This window comes from Mesorhizobium sp. M7A.F.Ca.US.010.02.1.1, assembly GCF_004023085.1.
In the GTDB taxonomy this organism is placed as follows: Bacteria; Pseudomonadota; Alphaproteobacteria; order Rhizobiales; family Rhizobiaceae; genus Mesorhizobium.
In genome coordinates this window covers 158,954-178,053 of the sequence record NZ_RZRV01000002.1, presented here as the reverse complement: position 1 = coordinate 178,053, position 19,100 = coordinate 158,954, and the positions used below count along the sequence as shown (strand labels likewise).

Here is a 19,100-nt window from a genome sequence, read left to right as displayed (position 1 = left end):
AAGACAATGTCGGACATTCAGATCTATCCGGGCCTCAGCGACGCCGAATTCGAGACCTGGGCCGAGAAGGCCCGCGACGTGGCGCGGCAACTCGCGGCAACGGCGCTCGAACGCGACCGGGCAAACAAGGACCCGGTGGAAGAACTGGCGCTGCTGCGCGAAAGCGGCCTGCTCGGCTTGGCTGCGCCACGCGAATTCGGCGGCGCCGGCGCAAACCTCGTCCAGGCGCTCAAGATCAGCCGCATCATCGCGGCCGCCGACGGCTCGATCGGACAACTGATCGCGTATCATTATTCCAACGGTGTCTGGACTTACATTCTCGGCACGCGTCAGCAGTGGGAAAAGACGGCGCGTGGCGTCGGCGCACAAGGCTGGTTCCAGGGCGGCGTCAGCAACCCGCGCGACCAGTGGAACGAGATCGAGCATGTCGGCGACCGCCGCTTCCTGAACGGCAGGCGCACCTTCGCAACCGGCGCCTCGGTGGCCCAAGTCATCACCGTCAGCCTCTGGGACAACGGCAAACGCGCTCACTATCAGATCCCGCCGACGCGCAAGGGCATCAGCTTCGGCGGCGACTGGGACAATCTCGGCCAGAGACTGACGGCGAGCGGCAGTGTCACTTTCGACCGTGTCGAAGTCTTCGAGGATGAGCTGCTCAGCGCCCTCGACGATTATGAGGGCGATGTCGAATTGCGCGACGGCCTGCGCGTCCTGTTCAGCCAGCTCATCTTCATCAATTTCTATCTCGGCATCGCCGAGGGCGCTCTTGCCGCCGCCGCCGATCATGTCCGCCGCTTCGGCCGGCCCTGGCCGGAGTCCGGGCTGGAACGGGCGATCGACGATCCCTACCATCTGGTGCTGTTCGGCCGGCTATCCGCCGGCATTGCGGCGGGCATAGCAATCGCCGACAAGGCCGCGGCGCTTTACGAGGCGGCACTGCATGCCGGAGCGTCGGTGACGGCGCAGCAATGGGGCGAACTCGCAACGATCATCGACCAGGGCAAGATCGTCGCCAACGACGTCGTGCTCGACGTGACGGCGCGCATCTTCGAAGCGACGGGCGCGCGCTCGACGGCCAACAAATATGGCCTCGACATCTATTGGCGCAACGCGCGCACCCATACCGTCCACGATCCGGTCTCCTACCGGGCGCGCGAGGTCGGCACATATCTGCTGGCCGAAACGCTGCCGAGACCGCGAACCTATGCGCAGCCGCCGCAGCCGGAAGCGCACAAGCCTGAAGCCGTGCCCACGCGGAAGGCATCATGATATCGGATGTGCGCCTGCTGACCGGGAAGGCCGAACTCGCGCAGGCCGCACGCACCTTCCGCACGGCCATGGTCGGCCTGCCGCCGCTCGGCCCGATCGACGACGCGCTGATCGACAGACTGTTCGAGCCGGATCGCACCTGGGGCGCCTTCGACGGCGAGACGCTCGTTGGCACAACCGACTCCTATTCGGGACGGATCGCGGTTCCCGGCGGCGCCTGGTTGCCGCAGGCCGCGGTCACCCATGTCGGCGTGCTGCCCACCCATACGCGGCGTGGCGCCGCCACGGCGCTGTTCAAGGCGCAGCTGCGCGCCGCGCGCGAACAGGGCGAGGCGGCGGCCACCTTGCGGGCCTCCGACGCGCGCATCTACGGCAACTTTGGCTATGCGATCGCCAATACTTCTGTCAGCCTGGAAGTCGACACCCAGCGCGCGCGCCTGCGGGCAGGGCTGACGTACTCCGACAAGATTCGGCTGATCGACAGCGACGATGCCTGGGCGATACAGGCGCGCATCTACGCGGGTCAGCCTGTTTCGCGCGCGGGCGTCATCACACGCTCGGCCTATTGGTGGGATTTTCAGGCGTTGCGCCAGACGCACAGCGGCACGCCTAACTACGTCGCCGTTCACGGCGACAAGGGTTCGGAAACCGGGTTCGTGCGCTATCACCCTGTCGGCCTCGACAGCTGGTTCACCAGCTCGGAACGCACCATCGTGGTCGATGATATCGTGGCCTACAGTCCGGCCGCCTATGTCGCGCTCGTCGCACATCTGCTGGCGGTCGACCTGCCGCATCGCATCGTCTTCTGGAGCCGTCCCGCGGACGATCTGCTGCCGTGGCTGTTCGAGGATTTTCGAAGCGTTCGCGTTTCGGCGGCGCGCGACGAAACATGGCTGCGGCTCCTGGACGCTGAAAAGGCTCTAACAGCCCGGTCCTATGCCGGGCAGGGCAGCGTCGTGCTGGAAGTCTCCGATGCCATCCTGCCCGAGAACGCGACCAGGCTGCGCCTCTCGCCAGAAGGAGCCGAGCGCACCAATCTGTCCGCCGCCGTGGTGACGGACGTGGCCGCGGTTTCGGCGGCCTATCTCGGCGGCGTGAAGTGGTGGCAGCTCGCGCAGACGGGGCGCCTCGGCGACTTCGACCGGGCTGCGGTCGAAACGCTCGACACGCTGTTCACGGCGCCGGCCTTGCCTCATTCCGGAACAATGTTTTGACAGGCGGAGCTAATATAAAATGTATTTTGAAAGTGTGTTTGAAAAATGGGTAATTTTATCTCAAAATTATTCTCGCTAAATGCAATGGTATTTTGAAGAATTATTTATAATCGGAGAGAAGTAATGACAACACATGTTGCGCGTAAGTTACTATTGGGAATTGCAGGTGGCATTCTGTCGATTTATGTTCTTGGTTCATCCGCGCAAGCGGAAGATCTGAAACATGGCGGGGTCCTGCGGATTGCTTCGATCCAGTCCGATCTCGATGCGTTCGATCCGCTCACCGGCTACAGCATCGATTCCTGGGAAATCCTGCGCGCAACAACGCGCCAGTTGGTGACCTATCCCGGCTCGCCAGCCGGCCTCAAGGAGGACACCACGCTCGTGCCGGATCTCGCCAAGTCCTGGGACATCAGCGACGACGGCAAGGTCTACACCTTCCATTTGAAGGACGACGTGTTCTTCTCCGGCAGCATCGAGCGCAAGATCGTCGCCAGTGATTTCGTCTATGGCGTCAAGCGCTTCTGCGATCCCAACAAGCAGGTCGCCGCCATCAACTATTTCAACCTCGTGATCTCCGGCTTCGTCGACTATTGCAAGGAATTCGCGAAAGTGCCGACAGGCGATCTCGCTGCGACCAAGGCTTTCACCGACACGCACGAGATTGCCGGCGTCTCGGCTCCCGACGAGCACACGCTGGTCATCAAGTCGGACACCAAGAACTACGACTTCCTCAACATCCTTTCGATGAATTTCGTGTCCCCGGTGGCGCCCGAGATCGCGTCCAAATATTTCCCGGACTCGCTGGAGTCGCGCAAGAACCTGCCGTCCAGCGGCCCTTACTATGTCGACACCTATGAGCAGGGTCAGAAGCTGGTTCTGAAGAAGGCAAAGAATTTCAAGGCGGAGTCCGACCAGGCGCGCAGGGCCTATGCCGATGAGATCGATATCGATTTCACCGCCAACAGCGAGGACAGCGTCGTCCAGAAGATCATCGCCGGTGAGGCTGATCTGTCGCTCTATCTCGACATCCCGCCCATTCCGACGATCCAGCGCTTCCTGTCGCAGAAGAGCCCCGACATCCATGTGACGAACAGTGGATCGGCGAACTTCATCACCTTCAACCAGCGGCCGGAGGTCAAGAGCGACGGGGCCGAGGCGCTGCGCAAGCTGAAGGTCCGGCAGGCGCTGACCTATGCGGTGAACCGCGAACATCTGGCGCAGACCCAGGCTGGCTCGATCGGCGCGGTGCCGCTCACCCAGATCATCACCTCGACCATTCTCGGCTACGAGAAGTTCGACCCGTATCCGACCGAAAGCTACAGGGGTGATCCGGCCAAGGCAAAGGAACTGCTCGCCGAAGCGGGATATCCGAATGGCATTGCGTTCGACGCGATCTACAGGGGCAACGCGCAGTTCGAAGCGATTGCCGTGACGCTGAAGGAGGATCTGGAAGCAGCGGGTATCACGCTCAACCTGATCCCGATCCCGCCGACGCAGTGGTACGCCTTCATCCAGGATCCGAAGAGCCGCTGGGACGTGTCCCTCGGCGGCACATTCTCCCCGGACTGGCAGGGACCGAGCACGCGCATGCTCCTCGGCGGCTGGCTGAATTCGGACGCGGCACCTTGCGGCACCGGCAACGTCCACGCCATCTGCTACAGCAATCCGGAACTCAACAAGCTCGCGGCGCAGGCCTATCCCTCCGACGATCCGGGACCGATCTGGACGAAGGCCGACAAACTCGTCTCCGCCGATCTGCCATGGATCCCGTTGTTCGAGAAGCGCAAGGTCGTGGTCACTTCCGATCGCCTCGCCAACTGGGTGTGGTCGTCGCTGGCCGTGAATGCCGACATCACCAACATAGCCCTCAAGCAGTAGCAAGGCCGGATTGGCAAAAGGAGGCGCGCGTGCCCATCTTCTCTGTCGCCGATCTGCGCGTCGCATTCGGCGCGGTGGAAGTGGTGCATGGCGTCTCGTTTGGAGTCGAGCCAGGCAAGACACTCGCCATCGTCGGCGAATCGGGCTCGGGCAAGAGTGTGTCGCTGCTCGGCGCCACCGGCCTTCTGCCGCCGGCGGCGAGCGTTCGCGGCAGCGTGCTGCACAAGGGCGATGAGATACTGGGCCTCTCCGCCGGCGACCTGCGCCGGCGGAGAGGTGCCGGCATCGGCTTCGTCTTCCAGGACCCGCTCAGCAATCTTCATCCGTTGAAGACGATCGGCCAGCAGATCGCCGAAGCGATCACCGCCCACCGCAGGGTGGGACGTGGGGAGCTGCGTCAGCGCGTTCTCGATCTTCTGGCCGATGTCGGCATCCCCGACCCTTCGGCCCGCGTGAACGACTATCCCAGGCAGTTCTCCGGCGGCATGCGCCAGCGCGTGATGATCGCAGCGGCGATCGCGCTCAATCCCGGTCTGATCATCGCCGACGAACCGACGACGGCGCTCGACGTCACCGTGCAAGCGTCGATCCTCGATCTGCTGAAACGAATTCAGCAGGACCACGGCACGGCGATGATCTTCGTCAGCCACGATCTGGCCGTCGTTTCGGACATTGCCGACGATGTCTTGGTGATGCGTGCGGGGCATGTGGTGGAGCAGGCGCCGGCCGAGCTGATCTACAGGGCACCGCGCCAAGCCTACACCAGGGAGCTGCTCGGTGCGGCGCGGCTTGGCGGCCTGGTGGCCCGCGCGGCGCGATCATCGCTACTCCCGGCGCTGCCGTCGATGCCCGATTTGCTCTCCGTCTCGGCAATCGCGCGTTCGTTCGCAGGCCGCTCCGCCGCAGGCGGTCTGATCAGGCCGGTGCTCACGAATATCTCGTTCACCGTCCGCGAAAACGAGATCGTCGGTCTCGTCGGCGAATCCGGTTCCGGCAAGTCGACAATCGGCCGGCTGATCGCCGGGCTCGACCGGCCGGACGAGGGCAGCATCTCCCTGCGGGAGCGTATCTATTCGCGTCCGGGTGTCGGCGGCATCGCCATCGACCGGAAACTCAGGTCGGACATACAGGTCATCTTTCAGGACCCCTATGCGAGCCTCAACCCGCGGCGGCGCATCCGGTCCATTTTGGCGGAACCGTTCATCATCGGCACCAGACTGGACGCCGCGGCGATACGCCGGCGCGTGCAGGATCTGGTGCGCCACGTGGAACTTCCCGACGACGTGCTGGATCGTTACCCGGCCCAGCTTTCAGGTGGCCAGCGGCAGCGTGTCGCCATTGCGCGCGCCATCGCGCTCGAACCCTCGCTGATCGTCGCCGACGAGCCGGTATCGGCACTCGACATCACGACGCAGGCGAAGATCATCAGGCTGCTGCAGACCATTCGCCGGCAGCGAGGCCTGTCGCTGCTCTTCATCTCGCATGATCTCGGCGTCGTGTCGGAACTGTGCGACCGCGTCATCGTGCTGGAGAAGGGCGTCATTGTGGAAGCCGGCGAGACAGGCCGTGTCTTCGGCGCTCCCCGGCATCCCTACACGGTCAGGCTGATAGACGCGATCCCCGGCAAGGTCCTGCGGCGCAACCCGGTTCCCGAGCGGATCGCCGCGCATGCCTGAGATCCGCGCCCTGGCGTCCGTCCAGGACCACGTCCTGCTGGGGCATGGCGAGGTGGTGAATTCCTACAGGTCGCTGCTTGTGCGAGCGCTGCTGCGCGAACGGTCCTTTCGCATCGGCGCGCTGATCATAGGCTTCGTCACCGCCGGTGCGCTGCTGGCGCCAGTGGTCGCATGGCTGCTGGGGCACGGGGTGACGGAGCAGTTCCGCGATACGGCGTTGACCGAGATGGGACTGCCGACTGGCCCCACGTTCGAATTTCCACTTGGCGCCGACGGCAACGGCCGCGACGTGCTGGTCAGAACGCTCTACGGCGCGCGCGTATCGCTGGCCATCGCCATCCCGGCGACCACGCTTGCCATGATCATCGGCACCGCCATCGGCCTCGTCAGCGGATTTCTTGCCGGTCGCGTCGACCGCGTCATTTCGCAGGCGGTGGACGTCGCTTTGTCGTTCCCGTTCATCGTCACCGCGCTCAGCCTCCTGTCGCTGAACCGGGGCGTCGATGGCAAGCCGTTTGTTGCGCCCTCCCTGGTGGTGGTGCTGATCATAACCCTGTTTTCCTGGACCTACTTTGCCCGGCTGACGCGCGGCCTGGTGTTTGTCCTGCGCCGCAGCCCGCTGGTGGAAGCCGCGCAGACGATCGGCGCCTCGAAGGCCAGGATCATCATGCGCGAGATCCTGCCCAACATCGCGCCGGTCATCCTGGTCTACTGGGCGGTACAACTGCCGGCCAACATCATCGCCGAAGCGACGCTCTCCTTCCTCGGCGTCGGCGTGCAGGCGCCGCAGCCGAGCTGGGGCAATATGATCGCCGAGGCGCAGCGCTCATCCCTCTACCAGTTGCAGCCATGGTTCCTGCTCGGACCCGGCATCGCGCTGTTTCTGACCGTGGCCGGCTTCAACACGCTGAGCGCTGGCCTGCGCAACGTCCTCGACCCCCATCGCCGCAGCGGGTGACGCCATGATCCGGCATACAGGCAGGCTGATCTTCCGGGCGCTCTCGACGCTGCTGATCGTGCTGGTGATTGCATTTTTCATCACCCGCATAGCCTACCGCAATCCGGCCGCCATGCTGGCGCCGCGCAACGCCAGCCAGCAGGCGATCGATGCGATAGCGCAGGCATTGCGGCTCAACGAGCCATGGTATCTCCAGCTATGGTATTACCTCTACCGCGGCCCCGACATCCAGGGCGCGCCGATGGGGATCGCTCACTGGCCGCCAGCGCTGGGCTACTCCTTCCGCAAGCAGACACCGGTGACAGACCTCATCCTGTCCAAGGTGCCGGTGACGCTTTCGCTCGCCCTTGGTGCCGTCGTCATTTGGATGACGCTGTCGATCCTGCTTGGCGTGATTGCCGCGCGCCGGCAGGGCTCCTGGCTGGACAGGCTGATATCGGGCTTCGCCTATGCGAGCCTGTCGGTGCCGACGTTCCTCTCCGGCATCCTGATCTCCTATTTCCTGTTCTTCCAGCTCTCCAACTATGGGGTCTTCTGGTTTCCAAGCAGCGGTTATGTGCCGCTGACGAAAGATCCGTTCGAATGGGCCCGGCATCTGGCCCTGCCGTGGCTGACGCTGGCACTTGCCGAGATCGGCATTTTCCAGCAGCTGATCCGCGCAAGCATGCTTGAGGTTCTGGGCGAGGACTACATAAGGACGGCGCGCGCCAAGGGTGTTCCGGAATGGCGGGTCTATTACGATCATGCGTTGAAGGCCGCGCTCAATCCGGTGATCACGCTGGGTGGCCTGGAGCTTGCCGTCATTATGGGCGGGGCGATCGTCACGGAGACGATCTTCGGATTGGACGGCGTCGGCCGGCTGGCGATCAACTCGGCGCTTGAAGGCGATTTTCCGGTCGTCATCGGGACGACGATCTTCGCCGCGGCATCGTTCGTGTTCTGCACCTTCGCCGTCGACATCACAACCAGATGGCGCGACCCGGCGAGCCTGTCGTGACCGCCCGCCATCAGGCAATTCGCTCTCATTTCAGCACGGATATTGGGAAAAATATTCGCTCTGGCTGACATCGATGAAGCATGTTCCCTTATCATAATCCCCTTTGTCTATAATCTTAGTGCACAAAGTACGCCGCAACTCGCAAGAGGCAGGTCAGCTGCGCCATCCGGCGGAGCCACACTCCCGCGGAGCGACATCTCAGGCTCCGCGATAAATCATTCGACAAGGTGAATTCACGATGATCTCCCGCCTGTTGCGAACCATCATGCTGTCTCTGGCAGCCACGCTTCTGACGCTGACCGGACTTGCGGCAGAGGAGGCGGGCGGGACGCTCAACCTGATCGTCCAGCCCGAGCCGCCGACGGTCAATATCGGCGTCAACCGTCTCGGGCCGACGACCTATGTCGGCAACAAGATCTACGAGAGCCTGTTGACCTATTCGGCCGATCTGAAGCCGCTGCCGCGCCTGGCGCAAAGCTGGTCGATTTCGGATGACGGCCTCGTCTACACCTTCAACCTGCGCCGCGATGTAAAATGGCATGACGGCCAGCCGTTCACGGCCAAGGACGTGGTGTTCAGCTTCCAGAAGTTTCTGCCGGCACTTCAGGCCCGCTCGCGACTCAACCTGGCGGAGGTGAAGGACATCGCCACGCCGGACGACCACACCGTGGTGTTCACGCTCAAGGCGCCGTACCCAGCCTTCATCTACGTCCACAACACCGCCGTGCTGCCGGCCCATCTCTATGAAGGGGTGAGCGACTTTCGCACCGCCGAGGCAAACAGCAAGTTCATCGGCACCGGGCCGTTCAAATTCGCCGAGTGGAAGAAGGGGTCCTTCATCCACCTTGTCCGCAACCCTGACTATTGGGATGCCGGCAAGCCCCATCTGAACGACATCTTCTTCCACGTCATCCCTGACGCCAACAGCCGCGCCATCGCTTTCGAAACCGGTCAGGTGGATGTGCTGCGCGCAGGCGACGTCGAGAACTTCGACATTACGCGGTTGGCCGGGCTCGATGGCGTGCAACTGACCGAGGCAGGCTGGGAATTTCTTCAACCGGTCGGCTACATCCACCTCAACAACCGCCACAAGCCGCTCGACGATGCGCGGGTGCGCCGGGCGATCGCGCATGCGATCGACCGCCAGTTCATCATCGACACGATCTTTGGTGGATTCGGCCACGAGACCAACGGCCCGCTGTCGCGTCTGTCGCGGTTCAAGGACACTTCGGTCGAAACGAAATATGAATTCGACCTGGCCAAGGCGAACGCCATCCTCGACGAGGCCGGCCTGAAGCCCGACGCCAACGGCGTGCGCTTCGAACTGCAGTTCGTTCCGCTGCCCTATGGCGAGCTGTGGCAGCGCGAGGCGGAATATATCCGGGAGGCGCTGACGTCTGTCGGCATCAAGGTCAACATCGTGGCGACCGACGTGCCGGGCTGGTTCAAGCGGCTGACCACCTTCGACTATGATCTTGCCGAAAACTTTGTCTACACCACCCCCGACCCGGCAATCGGCATCAGCTATGCCTACACCACGCTCGAAGGCGACAATGCGGGCACGACCGGCGGCAATGTGCATGGCTATTCCAACCCCGAGGTCGACAGACTGCTGGCCGACGCCGCCCATGAGAACGACTTCGACAAGCGCAAGGCGCTCTATTCGCAAGCCCAGAAGATCATCTCCGCCGACGTGCCGCTCATCTGGACGCACGACATCGTCTTTCCGACGCTCTACCGAACCAAGGTTCACAATCTGATCGCGACCGGTCTCGGCACAGATGAAAACTTCGCCGATGTCTGGCTGGCGAAATAGCTGGCGGGGCTGGGTAGGATGGATCGTCTTGGCTTCCTGACGGGACGGGCCGCCCGCGCGGTTCTCATCCTGTTTGGGGTTATCGTGCTCAACTTCGTGCTGCTGCGCCTCGCACCGGGAGATGCGGCATCCGTCCTGGCCGGGGATCAGGGCGCGGCCGACCCGGCCTTTGTCGCGGAACTGCGCCACGATCTCGGGCTTGATCGCTCCGTGCCCGAGCAATTGTGGATCTACACCAAGTCGCTGGCGCGTCTCGACTTCGGCCAATCCTACCGCGACCAGCGTCCTGTTATCGATATCATCGCGGAAAGGCTGCCGGCCACACTGCTTCTGACATTGACCGCCTTTGGCTTTGCGTTGGGGACCGGCATTGCGCTCGGGTCTATCGCCGCCCGGCACGCCGGCAGTCTGCTCGACACCGTGCTGACCGGCATTTCGGTGATGTTCTTTGCCATGCCGCTGTTCTGGACCGGCCTGATGGCGATCCTGCTGTTTTCGGTCTGGCTGAACTGGCTGCCGTCCTACGGCATGCAGACGGTAGGCGAGGGCGGGTCGGATCTCTCGCTTGTCGGGGATGTCGCCGTTCATCTCATTCTTCCGGCTCTGACGCTCGGCCTGTTCTACATGGCCATCTACATGCGAGTGACGCGCGCCTCGGTGCTCGACGTGCTCGATCGCGATTTTGTCCGTACCGCCAGGGCCAAGGGCCTGAAACCGGGATTGATCTGGCGCCAGCATGTGCTGAGGAACGCGCTGCTGCCGATCATCACCTTCGCCTCCTTGCAGGCCGGACAACTGATTGGCGGGTCGATCCTGATCGAGACGGTGTTCGCCTGGCCGGGCGTCGGGCGTCTCGCCTTCGATGCCCTCATGCAGCGGGACTACAACCTCTTGCTGGCGATCTTCTTCATCACCTCGACAATCGTCGTCGTCATCAACCTGGCCGCGGATTTTCTCTACGTTGCCGCCGATCCGCGCATCGAAATGGGAGCTTGAGGCGATGGCCTTGCCGCGAACCCCGTTCCTTAGGCATCCGGGCGCCGTCGCCGGCGCGCTGATCCTGATCGCGATCCTCCTGATGGCGATCTTCGCCGGTATCCTCTTTCCGGGCGATCCCTGGCGCATGGTTGCGCGCCCGAACCTGCCGCCCTTCAGCCCGGGTCATCTGTTCGGCACCGACATGCTCGGCCGTGATCTTGCGGCCGGCATCGCCCACGGGGCGCAGGTCACGCTGCTGATCGCTCTGGCGGTGACGCTGCTCGCCGTCGCCTTCGGCACGGCGATAGGTGCTGTCGCCGGCTATTTCGGCGGCTGGGTCGACGACGTCGCCATGCGGTTCACCGAGTTCGTCCAGACCATCCCAAGCTTCCTGCTGACGGTCGTCATCGTTGCGATCGTCGCGCCTTCGCTGGCTTCGATCATCCTGGCCATTGCAATCGTCAGCTGGCCGCAGATCGCCCGGCTGGTCCGGGCCGAGGTGCTGAGCCTCGTCAACCATGACTTCGTGCGGGCGGCACGGGTTGGCGGGCTGTCGACTGCCCGGATCATCTGGGGGCACATCCTTCCCAACGTGCTGTCGCCGGTGATCGTTGCCGCTTCGTTGATGACGGCGACCGTCATCCTGATCGAATCGGGCATCAGCTTCCTTGGTCTGGGCAATCGCGAGTTCGTCTCCTGGGGCTATCTGCTCGGCACCGGCAGGACCGCCTTTCGCGTCAACTGGTGGCTGTCGACCATCCCGGGCCTGGCGATCTTCCTCACCGTTCTTTCCCTGAACCTCGTCGGCGACGGCCTGAACCATTGGCTCAACCCTCGCAACAGCAATCGCGGTGGGCGCGCATGACGGCTCTGGTCGAGATCGCGGGTCTCTCCATCGCTTTGCCGGAGCACGCCGATCGAGCATTGGCCGTCGAAGACGTGTCGTTGCGTATCGACCGTGGCGAAGTGCTCTGCCTGGTCGGCGAATCCGGATCTGGCAAATCGGTATTGGCCGCGGCCATTGCCGGCCTGTTGCCTGCCAAGCAGCTCCGGATCGCCGCCGGTGCGATCCGTTTCGATGGCCGCGACATTGCCGGGATCAGCGAGGCTTCGTTCCGCCTGCTGCGCGGCAAGCGCATTGGCTTCATCTTCCAGGAACCGATGAGCGCGCTCAATCCGGTGCTGACCATCGGCCGCCAGATCGAGGAAGCGCTCGCCGCGCATGACGGTGGCGACCGCAAGGCGCGCACCGCTCGCGTGCTGGAACTGGCGCGGGCAACCAGGCTTCCGGATCCCGAGACGATCATTCACCGTTACCCGCACCAGCTCTCGGGCGGACAGCGGCAACGGGTGATGATCGCCATGGCGATCGCCAACGATCCGGACCTGCTGATCGCCGATGAACCCACCACCGCGCTCGACGTCACGACGCAAGCGGAAATCCTGCGGCTGATCCTTGAAATCCGCGAAAGGCTCGGCCTCGCCGTTCTGTTCATCACCCATGATATCGGCGTGGTCGCCGATATCGCCGATCGCGTCGTGGTGATGAAGGAGGGCCGGGTGATTGAGAGCGGCAGAGCAAACGACGTCCTCGAAGCGCCATCGCAGCCCTACACACGCCGCCTGATCGAAGCCGTTCCGGTTCTTCATACCAGTGCAATTCAAAGACGGGACGCAGGGGATCCGTTTCTCGTTGTCCGCGGGCTGAGCAAGACCTATCGTGATCGCCGCGCCCCTTGGCGGCGGCAGGCCTCCGCCACCAGGGCGCTGGACGGTGTCAATTTGACGATTGGGCGCGGCGAGACGGTCGCCCTCGTCGGTGAATCCGGTTCGGGCAAGACGACGCTCGGCCAATGCGTCGTCGGACTGGCCGACTGGGATGAAGGCAGCCTGAGCTTCGACGGTGGCGATCTCGCTGGCACGACACGGGAGCGCACTTTACGTCCGCGTATCCAGATGGTGTTTCAGGATCCGTTCGCCTCCCTCAATCCGCGCCATCGCGTCCGCCGCATCCTTACCGAAGCCGCCATAGTCAACGGCCTTTCACGCGAGAGGGCGGAGGAGAGCATGTCCCGCCTCCTTGTCCGCGTCGGACTTGACCCCGGTGCGGCCGATCGTTTCCCGCATGCCTTTTCAGGCGGCCAAAGGCAGCGTATTGGCTTGGCGCGAGCACTCATGCTTGAGCCCGACCTGCTCGTCGCCGACGAACCGGTCTCGGCCCTGGATGTCTCGATACAGGCGCAGATTCTCGACCTTCTGGCGGAAATCAAACGCGATCTTGGCCTGTCGATGCTGTTCATCACGCACGATCTTCGTGTCGCCTCGGCGATCGCCGACCGCATCGTCGTCATGCAGAGCGGCAAGATCGTCGAGGACGGTCCCGCCGAACAGGTTTTGACACGTCCCGGATCCGACTATGCGCGTGCGCTGCTGGCGGCGGTCCCAGGCCTGTCCTGGGAGCGGAGCCGCAGCCAGATCGACCGGGCCGCCGCGGAATAGAGGCGTGATACCGGTCGCAGGGCAAATCTACCAATCTTGTAGAATTAACAAAAACGCGCTGTCCGTCTTGCCCGAGCGATACTGGAATTTCCCCACCTGCCACCGAAAGGGATGGCGTTTTCTTTGTTTCCATCGCCTGCGGTGCGACGCTTCGATCACCAAACAAGAGGTCGAAATGAGCAGTTCTGCTGGTAAACAAACGATTCCGGTGCTGGATTTTTCCCGCTATGAAGCCGATCCGGCATCTCGCAAAGAATTCATCGAGGGACTGCGGCGCGCTGCACGCGATGTTGGCTTTTTTTACCTGACCGGACATGGCATCGCACAATCGCTGATTGACGATGTGCTTGGCACGTCACGACGTTTCTTTGCCTTGCCGGACAAGGACAAGCTCCAGATAGAGATGGTCAACTCGCCGCATTTCCGCGGCTACAACCGGATTGGACAGGAACTGACGAAAGGCCAGAGGGACTGGCGCGAGCAGGTCGACATCGGCTCGGAGGCACCGGCGTTGCCGCGCAATGCCTCGTTGCCGGCCTGGACGCGCCTGCAGGGACCAAACCAATGGCCGACCGCCTTGCCCGAGCTGAAGCCGCTTCTGCTGGAGTGGCAGGATCGCCTCACCGATCTTTCGACGCGCCTGCTGAAAGCCTTTGCCATTGTCCTGGAGCAGGATGAGGGTGCTTTCGAAGCCATCTATGCCGGCACGCCGAACCACCTCATCAAGATCATCCGCTATCCCGGCCGTGACGCGACCGAAAGCGAGCAAGGCGTCGGTGCGCACAAGGACAGCGGCTTCCTGACGCTCCTGCTGCAGGAAAGGCAGAAGGGGCTGCAGGTCGAAAGCGCCGATGGCGATTGGATTGACGCCGAGCCGCGCGCCGGCACCTTTGTCGTCAACATCGGCGAACTGCTGGAAATGGCGACCGATGGCTACCTGAAGGCCACCGTGCACCGGGTCGTAACGCCGCCAGCCGGCACCGACCGGCTGTCGGTCGCCTTCTTCCTCGGCGCTCCGTTCGATGCCGAGATTCCGCTCCTGGATTTGGCGCCGCACCTGAAGGCGCAGGCGAACGGGGTCACCCGCGATCCGCAGAATCCGCTCTACCGCAATTCCGGGCAAAACGCGCTGAAGAGCCGGTTGCGTTCGCATCCCGACGTCGCGCGGCGCCATCACGCCGATCTGCTGGCCGTCCAGGCACGCGCCGAAGCTGTCCCGGTCGCTTGACCGCCACAACCATCAGGAAGGAACGATAAATGACCCTGGAAAATCTTTCTCCCGAGACCCTTGCCCTTCACGGCGGCTCCTGGCGCGCCGATCCCGCCACCGGCGCCGTTGCCGTACCTATTTACCAGACCACGTCTTACCAGTTCCAGGACACCGGCCATGCCGACCGGCTGTTCGCCCTCGATGAGATCGGCCATATCTACACGCGCGTCTCGAACCCGACGCAGGATGCGCTGGAGACCCGCATCGCGGCGCTGGAAGGGGGTGCTGCTGCCCTTCTTGTGTCCTCCGGCCAGGCGGCTTCAGCCTATTCGGTGCTGAATCTTGCCGGCGCCGGCGACAACATCGTCTCCGCCACCGATCTCTATGGCGGCACCTGGGCCCTTTTTGCCGCGACCCTGAAGCACCTGGGGGTGGAAGTACGGTTCGTCGATCCGTCCGACCCTGAGAATTTCCGCCGTGCCACCGATGCGCGGACACGCGCCTACTATGCGGAATCGCTGCCCAATCCGAAGCTGCAAGTCTTCCCGATCAAGGAAGTCGCTGACATCGGCCGGTCGCTCGGCGTGCCGTTGATCGTCGACAACACCGCGGCACCGCTGAGCATCAGGCCGTTCGACCATGGCGCGGCTGTCGTGGTCTATTCGGCGACGAAATACATTGGCGGCCACGGAACCTCGATCGGCGGCATCGTCATCGATGGCGGCAACTTCCCATGGGAAGACCATGCCGAACGCTTCCCGACGCTGAACCAGCCCGATCCAAGCTATCACGGCAAGGTTTGGGTCGAGGCGGCCAAAGCGCTTGGACCGGTGGCGTATGTACTGCGCATCCGCACCGTGCTTCTGCGCGACGTCGGTGCCGCGATCAGCCCGTTCAATGCCTTCCAGCTGCTGCAGGGCCTGGAGACGCTGCCCTTGCGCCTCCGTCAACACAATGAGAACGCCATCAAGGTGGCGGAGTTTCTGCGCGGTCATCCAAAGGTAAGCAACGTCATCTTCCCACGCTACCAAAGCGGCGAGAGCAAGCGCCGGGCCGACGCCTATTTCCGTCAGGGCAGCTACGGCGCGCTGGTCGGGTTCGAACTCAAGGATGGCCGCGAGGCTGGACGTTCCTTCATCAACGGGTTGAAGCTGCTCTATCACGTCGCCAACATCGGCGATGCGCGCTCGCTGGCTATCCATCCATCGACCACGACCCACTCGCAGCTTTCGCCGGAAGAGCAGCTCGCGACCGGCGTGACGCCCGGTTATGTCAGGCTTTCCGTCGGCATCGAGCATCCTGACGACATCATTCGCGATCTTGAACAGGCGCTCGATCAGGCCGTCGGCGATCGCGAATTGAAGGCCGCCTGAGGCATTTCTGCTGGCGAACAAATCGTCGGCTCCACATCGATCCGGTCACAGGAGGGTACAATGACTTCCAGCAGGAAAATCGGGGCAACATCGAAAATCTCGCGGCGCGGCGTGTTGCGCGCCGCCGGCACACTCGGTGTTGGCGCCGCGGCTGTGGCCCTGCTCGCCAGGCCGACCAGCTACGCCATAGCCGGCAATGCGACCAAGGTGCGGTTGTCATGGACCGAGTTCGCGGCCTGCCATTCGCCGATCGCCTTCGCCCTTTCGAAGGGCATCTATGCCAGGCATGATCTCGACATCGAACTCTACTATCAAGGTGCCAGCGGCCAGACGCTGATCCAGTCGATCGCCACCAACAAGACGGATGCCGGCGCCGGCTTGCTCTATGACTGGGTCAAGCCGCTGGAGCAGGGGCTGGACGTCAAGCTGTTCGTCGGCTCACATGGCGGCTGTACAAGGCTGCTGGCGTCCGAGGCCTCCGGCGTCACCACGCTCGAAGGTCTGAAGGGCAAGACCATCGTCTCCTATGACGTCGCCAGCCCGCCAAAGCACTCCTTCCAGGTTGCGCTGGCCAAGGCAGGCCTCGATCCCGAAAATGATGTGAACTGGCTCAACGTGCCGTTCGATCTGGTCGGCGAAACGGTTGGCAAGGGTCAGGCCGATGCGCTGGCGCATCTCGATCCGTGGGCCTATTCCCACAAGAAGAAGTTCGACCTTGTGGAAGTCGCCAACACGCAAACCGGCTCGTTCGAAGGTGCAGTCTGCTGTGTGCTTGGCGTCAATTCGGCTTTCCTGGATGCCAACAAGGATGCCATCCGGCGGTTGGCCGAGGCCGACATCGAGATCCACGAATATGCCGCGGCGCATCCAGATGAGGTGGCAAAGTGGTTCGTCGACAATCTCAACCCGGGTTTCCCCTTTGAAGATATCCGCGACGAGATTGCGTCATGGGTGTTGCACAACCATCCGGTCGGCAAGGATCTGCAGGATCAGGTGAAGCATGCGGCCGCTGATCTGTCGCTGATCAAGGTGCTCGATCCCACCACCGACCCGGCGGAACTCGCGCAGCGGGTGACGGTCGACATTCTGGCCTGACGGTTGCGGTGATGAGCGCAGCGATCGACGAGGACGCAGGCGAAAAGAGTGTTTCTTCCGCTTCTGCCGGGCCGGTGTGGAAGCACGGGCTCTATGCCGCCTCGGCTTGGCTGCTCGCTGCCATTGTCACGATTGCCTTCCCCGATGTCGTTCCGTGGGGTAGCCGCGATGTCTTCGTCGCCCTGCTGGTCGCCGGAGCGATGATCCTGGCCGGTCTTGCATTCAGCGTCGAAAAGCTTGGCGGATTTGGCCGCGGGCTGATGCACTACGGTCCATGGCTGATTGTGCTGGGCCTTTGGTTCGCGGTCTGGGAGTTGATCACCGCCAAGCTCGGCTGGATGCCGAAACCATTCTTCACGCCGCCGCACGGCCTCCTGCATGTCTATATCGTCGACTGGCAACGCATCCTCATCTGCATCGCTTACACCGCGCGGCTGTGGACCATCGGCTTCTTCAGCGGCATCATTGTCGGCTTCATCGGCGGCGTGGCGCTAGGCTGGTCCAAAAACTTCGCCTATTGGGGCATGCCGGTGCTGAAGCTGATCGGCCCCGTGCCGGCGAGCGCCTGGATCCCGGCAACCTTCTTCCTGTTCCCGACGACGTTCCAGGCGAGCCTGTTCCTGGTCGCGCTTGCATCCGGCATACCGGTCGCGATCCTGACCGCGTCGGGCGTCAACTCGGTCAACCGCTCCTTCTACGACGTGGCGCGTACGCTTGGCGCCAGCAGCCGCTATCTGGTTCTTCGCGTGGCGATACCGGCCGCTCTGCCGCATGTCTTCGTCGGCCTGTTCATGGGGCTGTATTATTCCTTTGCCGTGCTGGTGGTCGCCGAAATGCTCGGCGCGAAATACGGTCTGGGCTGGTATCTGCAGTTCCAGACGGCCTATTCGGCCTACGCCAACGTCTACGCGATGCTGATCGTCATGGCATTGCTCTGCTCGGGTCTGGTCAAGCTGCTGTTCGTCGCGCGCGACCGGCTGCTCGGTTGGCAGAAGGGTGTCGTACAATGGTAGCCTTCGGCACCACTCGCGTCGCGGTCGATAACTCTGCCGGTCTTTCCGTCGACTTTCACGGCGTCTCGCATCAGTACGATCTGGATGGGCAACCCTTGCCGGTGCTGCGCCAGATCGACCTGGCCGTGGCGCCAGGCGAGTTCGTGGCGCTGCTCGGTCCATCCGGCTGCGGCAAGTCGACCCTGCTGCGGCTGGCGGCAGGGCTGGAACGGCCAAGCAGTGGTGAGGTGCTGGCAAACGGGACAATCGTCGCCAGACCGGATCCGTCGCGCGTCCTGGTGTTTCAGGACCCGACGCTGTTTCCGTGGCGGACCGTTCGCGACAATGTCGCCATCGGGCCGGAAGCGCGCGGCGTCCTGCCTGGCAGTCAGAAGCGGATCGATGGTGCGCTTCGCCTGGTCAAGCTCGAGGCTTTCGCCTCCGCCTTTCCGCACCAGCTGTCCGGCGGCATGGCGCAACGCGCCGCGCTGGCGCGTGCCCTGATCAACGACCCGCGCCTGCTGTTGCTCGATGAGCCGCTGGGCCGGCTGGACTCACTCACCCGGCTGACCATGCAGGAGGAGCTTTTGGCGCTCTGGCGGCAGGCCGAATACACGGTCATTCTGGTCACCCACGATGTCGAAGAGGCGCTGCTGTTGTCCGGGCGCGTCATCGTGCTGACCGAGCGCCCGGCACGCATCAAGGCCGAGGTCGCGGTCGATCTGCCCTACCCCCGTCGGCGTGACGATCCGCGCATCGTAGCCCAACGCCAGCACATCCTCGAGATTCTCGGGTTCTCGGCATGACCGAAAATACGTCGGCATCGGTCAGAAAACTGTTTTCGCCGCGCTGGCTGGAAGCGGCGGGAATTGTCCTGACGCTCATTGCTCTCGTCTGGTGGGCGATCGTCTACGCACAGGTCATGTCGAACACCGGATTTCCAATCGAGCGCACCCTGCCATGTCTGCTGCAGACGTCTGACCGCTGCTCGCTTGCCATGTCGTTGTGCAAGACTTGGCATTTCCTCGGCATCCGGCGCTATTCGCCCGAACTGTTGTGGGCCGGAGCGATCATTTCCAGCTTCGCGCTTCTGTGGGGGAGCTTCATGCAAAATCCAAAGCAGAAAAAAGAAGGAACCTGAC

The 19,100-nt window shown here is 63.1% G+C and carries 16 protein-coding genes; all 16 read left to right on the top strand.

Translation table 11 applies throughout. From position 1 onward, the window contains the following. Positions 1-6: 6 nt before the first annotated feature. The 16 genes from EOA19_RS02745 (at position 7) to EOA19_RS02670 (ending at position 19,099) form a co-directional block, all read left to right on the top strand. Positions 7-1,269 (top strand): acyl-CoA dehydrogenase family protein, encoded by a 1,263-nt coding sequence (locus EOA19_RS02745; RefSeq protein WP_206637988.1) that lies wholly within the window; start codon positions 7-9, stop codon positions 1,267-1,269. After that, the gene (locus EOA19_RS02740) at positions 1,266-2,483 is read left to right on the top strand and encodes a GNAT family N-acetyltransferase (protein ID WP_128302608.1); all 1,218 of its coding nucleotides are present in this window, start codon (positions 1,266-1,268) and stop codon (positions 2,481-2,483) included. The genes EOA19_RS02745 and EOA19_RS02740 overlap by 4 nt, the downstream gene beginning before the upstream one ends. A 123-nt stretch (positions 2,484-2,606) precedes the next feature. Continuing rightward, a complete protein-coding gene (locus EOA19_RS02735; RefSeq protein WP_128302607.1) occupies positions 2,607-4,364 on the top strand; it encodes an ABC transporter substrate-binding protein in 1,758 nt (585 codons plus the stop codon). Positions 4,365-4,393: 29 nt separating this feature from the next. Continuing rightward, a complete protein-coding gene (locus tag EOA19_RS02730; RefSeq protein WP_206637987.1) occupies positions 4,394-6,040 on the top strand; it encodes an ABC transporter ATP-binding protein in 1,647 nt (548 codons plus the stop codon). After that, on the top strand, positions 6,033-6,998 hold the full coding sequence (locus tag EOA19_RS02725) for an ABC transporter permease (RefSeq protein ID WP_128302605.1): 966 nt from the start codon (positions 6,033-6,035) through the stop codon (positions 6,996-6,998). Before EOA19_RS02730 ends, EOA19_RS02725 begins: the two co-directional genes overlap by 8 nt. Positions 6,999-7,002: 4 nt before the next feature. Then, positions 7,003-7,995: an ABC transporter permease gene (locus EOA19_RS02720; protein WP_128302604.1), complete on the top strand. Its 993-nt coding sequence runs from the start codon at positions 7,003-7,005 to the stop codon at positions 7,993-7,995. 238 nt (positions 7,996-8,233) lie between these two features. Next, positions 8,234-9,811 (top strand): ABC transporter substrate-binding protein, encoded by a 1,578-nt coding sequence (locus EOA19_RS02715; RefSeq protein WP_128302603.1) that lies wholly within the window; start codon positions 8,234-8,236, stop codon positions 9,809-9,811. An 18-nt stretch (positions 9,812-9,829) separates the two neighbouring features. Next, positions 9,830-10,807 carry an ABC transporter permease gene (locus EOA19_RS02710; RefSeq protein WP_128302602.1) on the top strand — a complete coding sequence of 326 codons (978 nt, stop codon included), beginning with the start codon at positions 9,830-9,832 and terminating at the stop codon, positions 10,805-10,807. Between the two features lie 4 nt (positions 10,808-10,811). Further along, complete coding sequence (locus EOA19_RS02705) at positions 10,812-11,654, top strand: ABC transporter permease (protein WP_128302601.1); 843 nt, start codon at positions 10,812-10,814, stop codon at positions 11,652-11,654. After that, positions 11,651-13,288, top strand: a complete 1,638-nt coding sequence (locus tag EOA19_RS02700) for an ABC transporter ATP-binding protein (RefSeq protein ID WP_128302600.1) — start codon at positions 11,651-11,653, stop codon at positions 13,286-13,288. Before EOA19_RS02705 ends, EOA19_RS02700 begins: the two co-directional genes overlap by 4 nt. A gap of 175 nt (positions 13,289-13,463) precedes the next feature. Further along, positions 13,464-14,516 carry a 2-oxoglutarate and iron-dependent oxygenase domain-containing protein gene (locus tag EOA19_RS02695; protein WP_023809079.1) on the top strand — a complete coding sequence of 351 codons (1,053 nt, stop codon included), beginning with the start codon at positions 13,464-13,466 and terminating at the stop codon, positions 14,514-14,516. A gap of 29 nt (positions 14,517-14,545) precedes the next feature. Next, the gene (locus EOA19_RS02690; RefSeq protein ID WP_023809078.1) at positions 14,546-15,871 is read left to right on the top strand and encodes a PLP-dependent transferase; all 1,326 of its coding nucleotides are present in this window, start codon (positions 14,546-14,548) and stop codon (positions 15,869-15,871) included. Positions 15,872-15,931: 60 nt separating this feature from the next. Then, positions 15,932-16,966, top strand: coding sequence for an ABC transporter substrate-binding protein (locus tag EOA19_RS02685; protein ID WP_023809077.1), 1,035 nt, complete (start codon positions 15,932-15,934; stop codon positions 16,964-16,966). Between the two features lie 11 nt (positions 16,967-16,977). Continuing rightward, the gene (locus tag EOA19_RS02680) at positions 16,978-17,979 is read left to right on the top strand and encodes an ABC transporter permease subunit (RefSeq protein ID WP_128302599.1); all 1,002 of its coding nucleotides are present in this window, start codon (positions 16,978-16,980) and stop codon (positions 17,977-17,979) included. Further along, positions 17,973-18,764, top strand: a complete 792-nt coding sequence (locus tag EOA19_RS02675) for an ABC transporter ATP-binding protein (protein WP_023809075.1) — start codon at positions 17,973-17,975, stop codon at positions 18,762-18,764. The genes EOA19_RS02680 and EOA19_RS02675 overlap by 7 nt, the downstream gene beginning before the upstream one ends. Further along, on the top strand, positions 18,761-19,099 hold the full coding sequence (locus tag EOA19_RS02670) for a hypothetical protein (protein WP_023809074.1): 339 nt from the start codon (positions 18,761-18,763) through the stop codon (positions 19,097-19,099). Before EOA19_RS02675 ends, EOA19_RS02670 begins: the two co-directional genes overlap by 4 nt. Position 19,100 lies beyond the last annotated feature (1 nt).

Coding starts and splice junctions, on each gene's coding strand:
- EOA19_RS02670 (WP_023809074.1), top strand. CDS start 18,761: ATGACCGAAAATACGTCGGCATCGGTCAGAAAACTGTTTTCGCCGCGC.
- EOA19_RS02695 (WP_023809079.1), top strand. CDS start 13,464: ATGAGCAGTTCTGCTGGTAAACAAACGATTCCGGTGCTGGATTTTTCC.
- EOA19_RS02710 (WP_128302602.1), top strand. CDS start 9,830: ATGGATCGTCTTGGCTTCCTGACGGGACGGGCCGCCCGCGCGGTTCTC.
- EOA19_RS02680 (WP_128302599.1), top strand. CDS start 16,978: ATGAGCGCAGCGATCGACGAGGACGCAGGCGAAAAGAGTGTTTCTTCC.
- EOA19_RS02675 (WP_023809075.1), top strand. CDS start 17,973: ATGGTAGCCTTCGGCACCACTCGCGTCGCGGTCGATAACTCTGCCGGT.
- EOA19_RS02705 (WP_128302601.1), top strand. CDS start 10,812: ATGGCCTTGCCGCGAACCCCGTTCCTTAGGCATCCGGGCGCCGTCGCC.
- EOA19_RS02700 (WP_128302600.1), top strand. CDS start 11,651: ATGACGGCTCTGGTCGAGATCGCGGGTCTCTCCATCGCTTTGCCGGAG.
- EOA19_RS02740 (WP_128302608.1), top strand. CDS start 1,266: ATGATATCGGATGTGCGCCTGCTGACCGGGAAGGCCGAACTCGCGCAG.
- EOA19_RS02735 (WP_128302607.1), top strand. CDS start 2,607: ATGACAACACATGTTGCGCGTAAGTTACTATTGGGAATTGCAGGTGGC.
- EOA19_RS02715 (WP_128302603.1), top strand. CDS start 8,234: ATGATCTCCCGCCTGTTGCGAACCATCATGCTGTCTCTGGCAGCCACG.
- EOA19_RS02690 (WP_023809078.1), top strand. CDS start 14,546: ATGACCCTGGAAAATCTTTCTCCCGAGACCCTTGCCCTTCACGGCGGC.
- EOA19_RS02720 (WP_128302604.1), top strand. CDS start 7,003: ATGATCCGGCATACAGGCAGGCTGATCTTCCGGGCGCTCTCGACGCTG.
- EOA19_RS02685 (WP_023809077.1), top strand. CDS start 15,932: ATGACTTCCAGCAGGAAAATCGGGGCAACATCGAAAATCTCGCGGCGC.
- EOA19_RS02745 (WP_206637988.1), top strand. CDS start 7: ATGTCGGACATTCAGATCTATCCGGGCCTCAGCGACGCCGAATTCGAG.
- EOA19_RS02725 (WP_128302605.1), top strand. CDS start 6,033: ATGCCTGAGATCCGCGCCCTGGCGTCCGTCCAGGACCACGTCCTGCTG.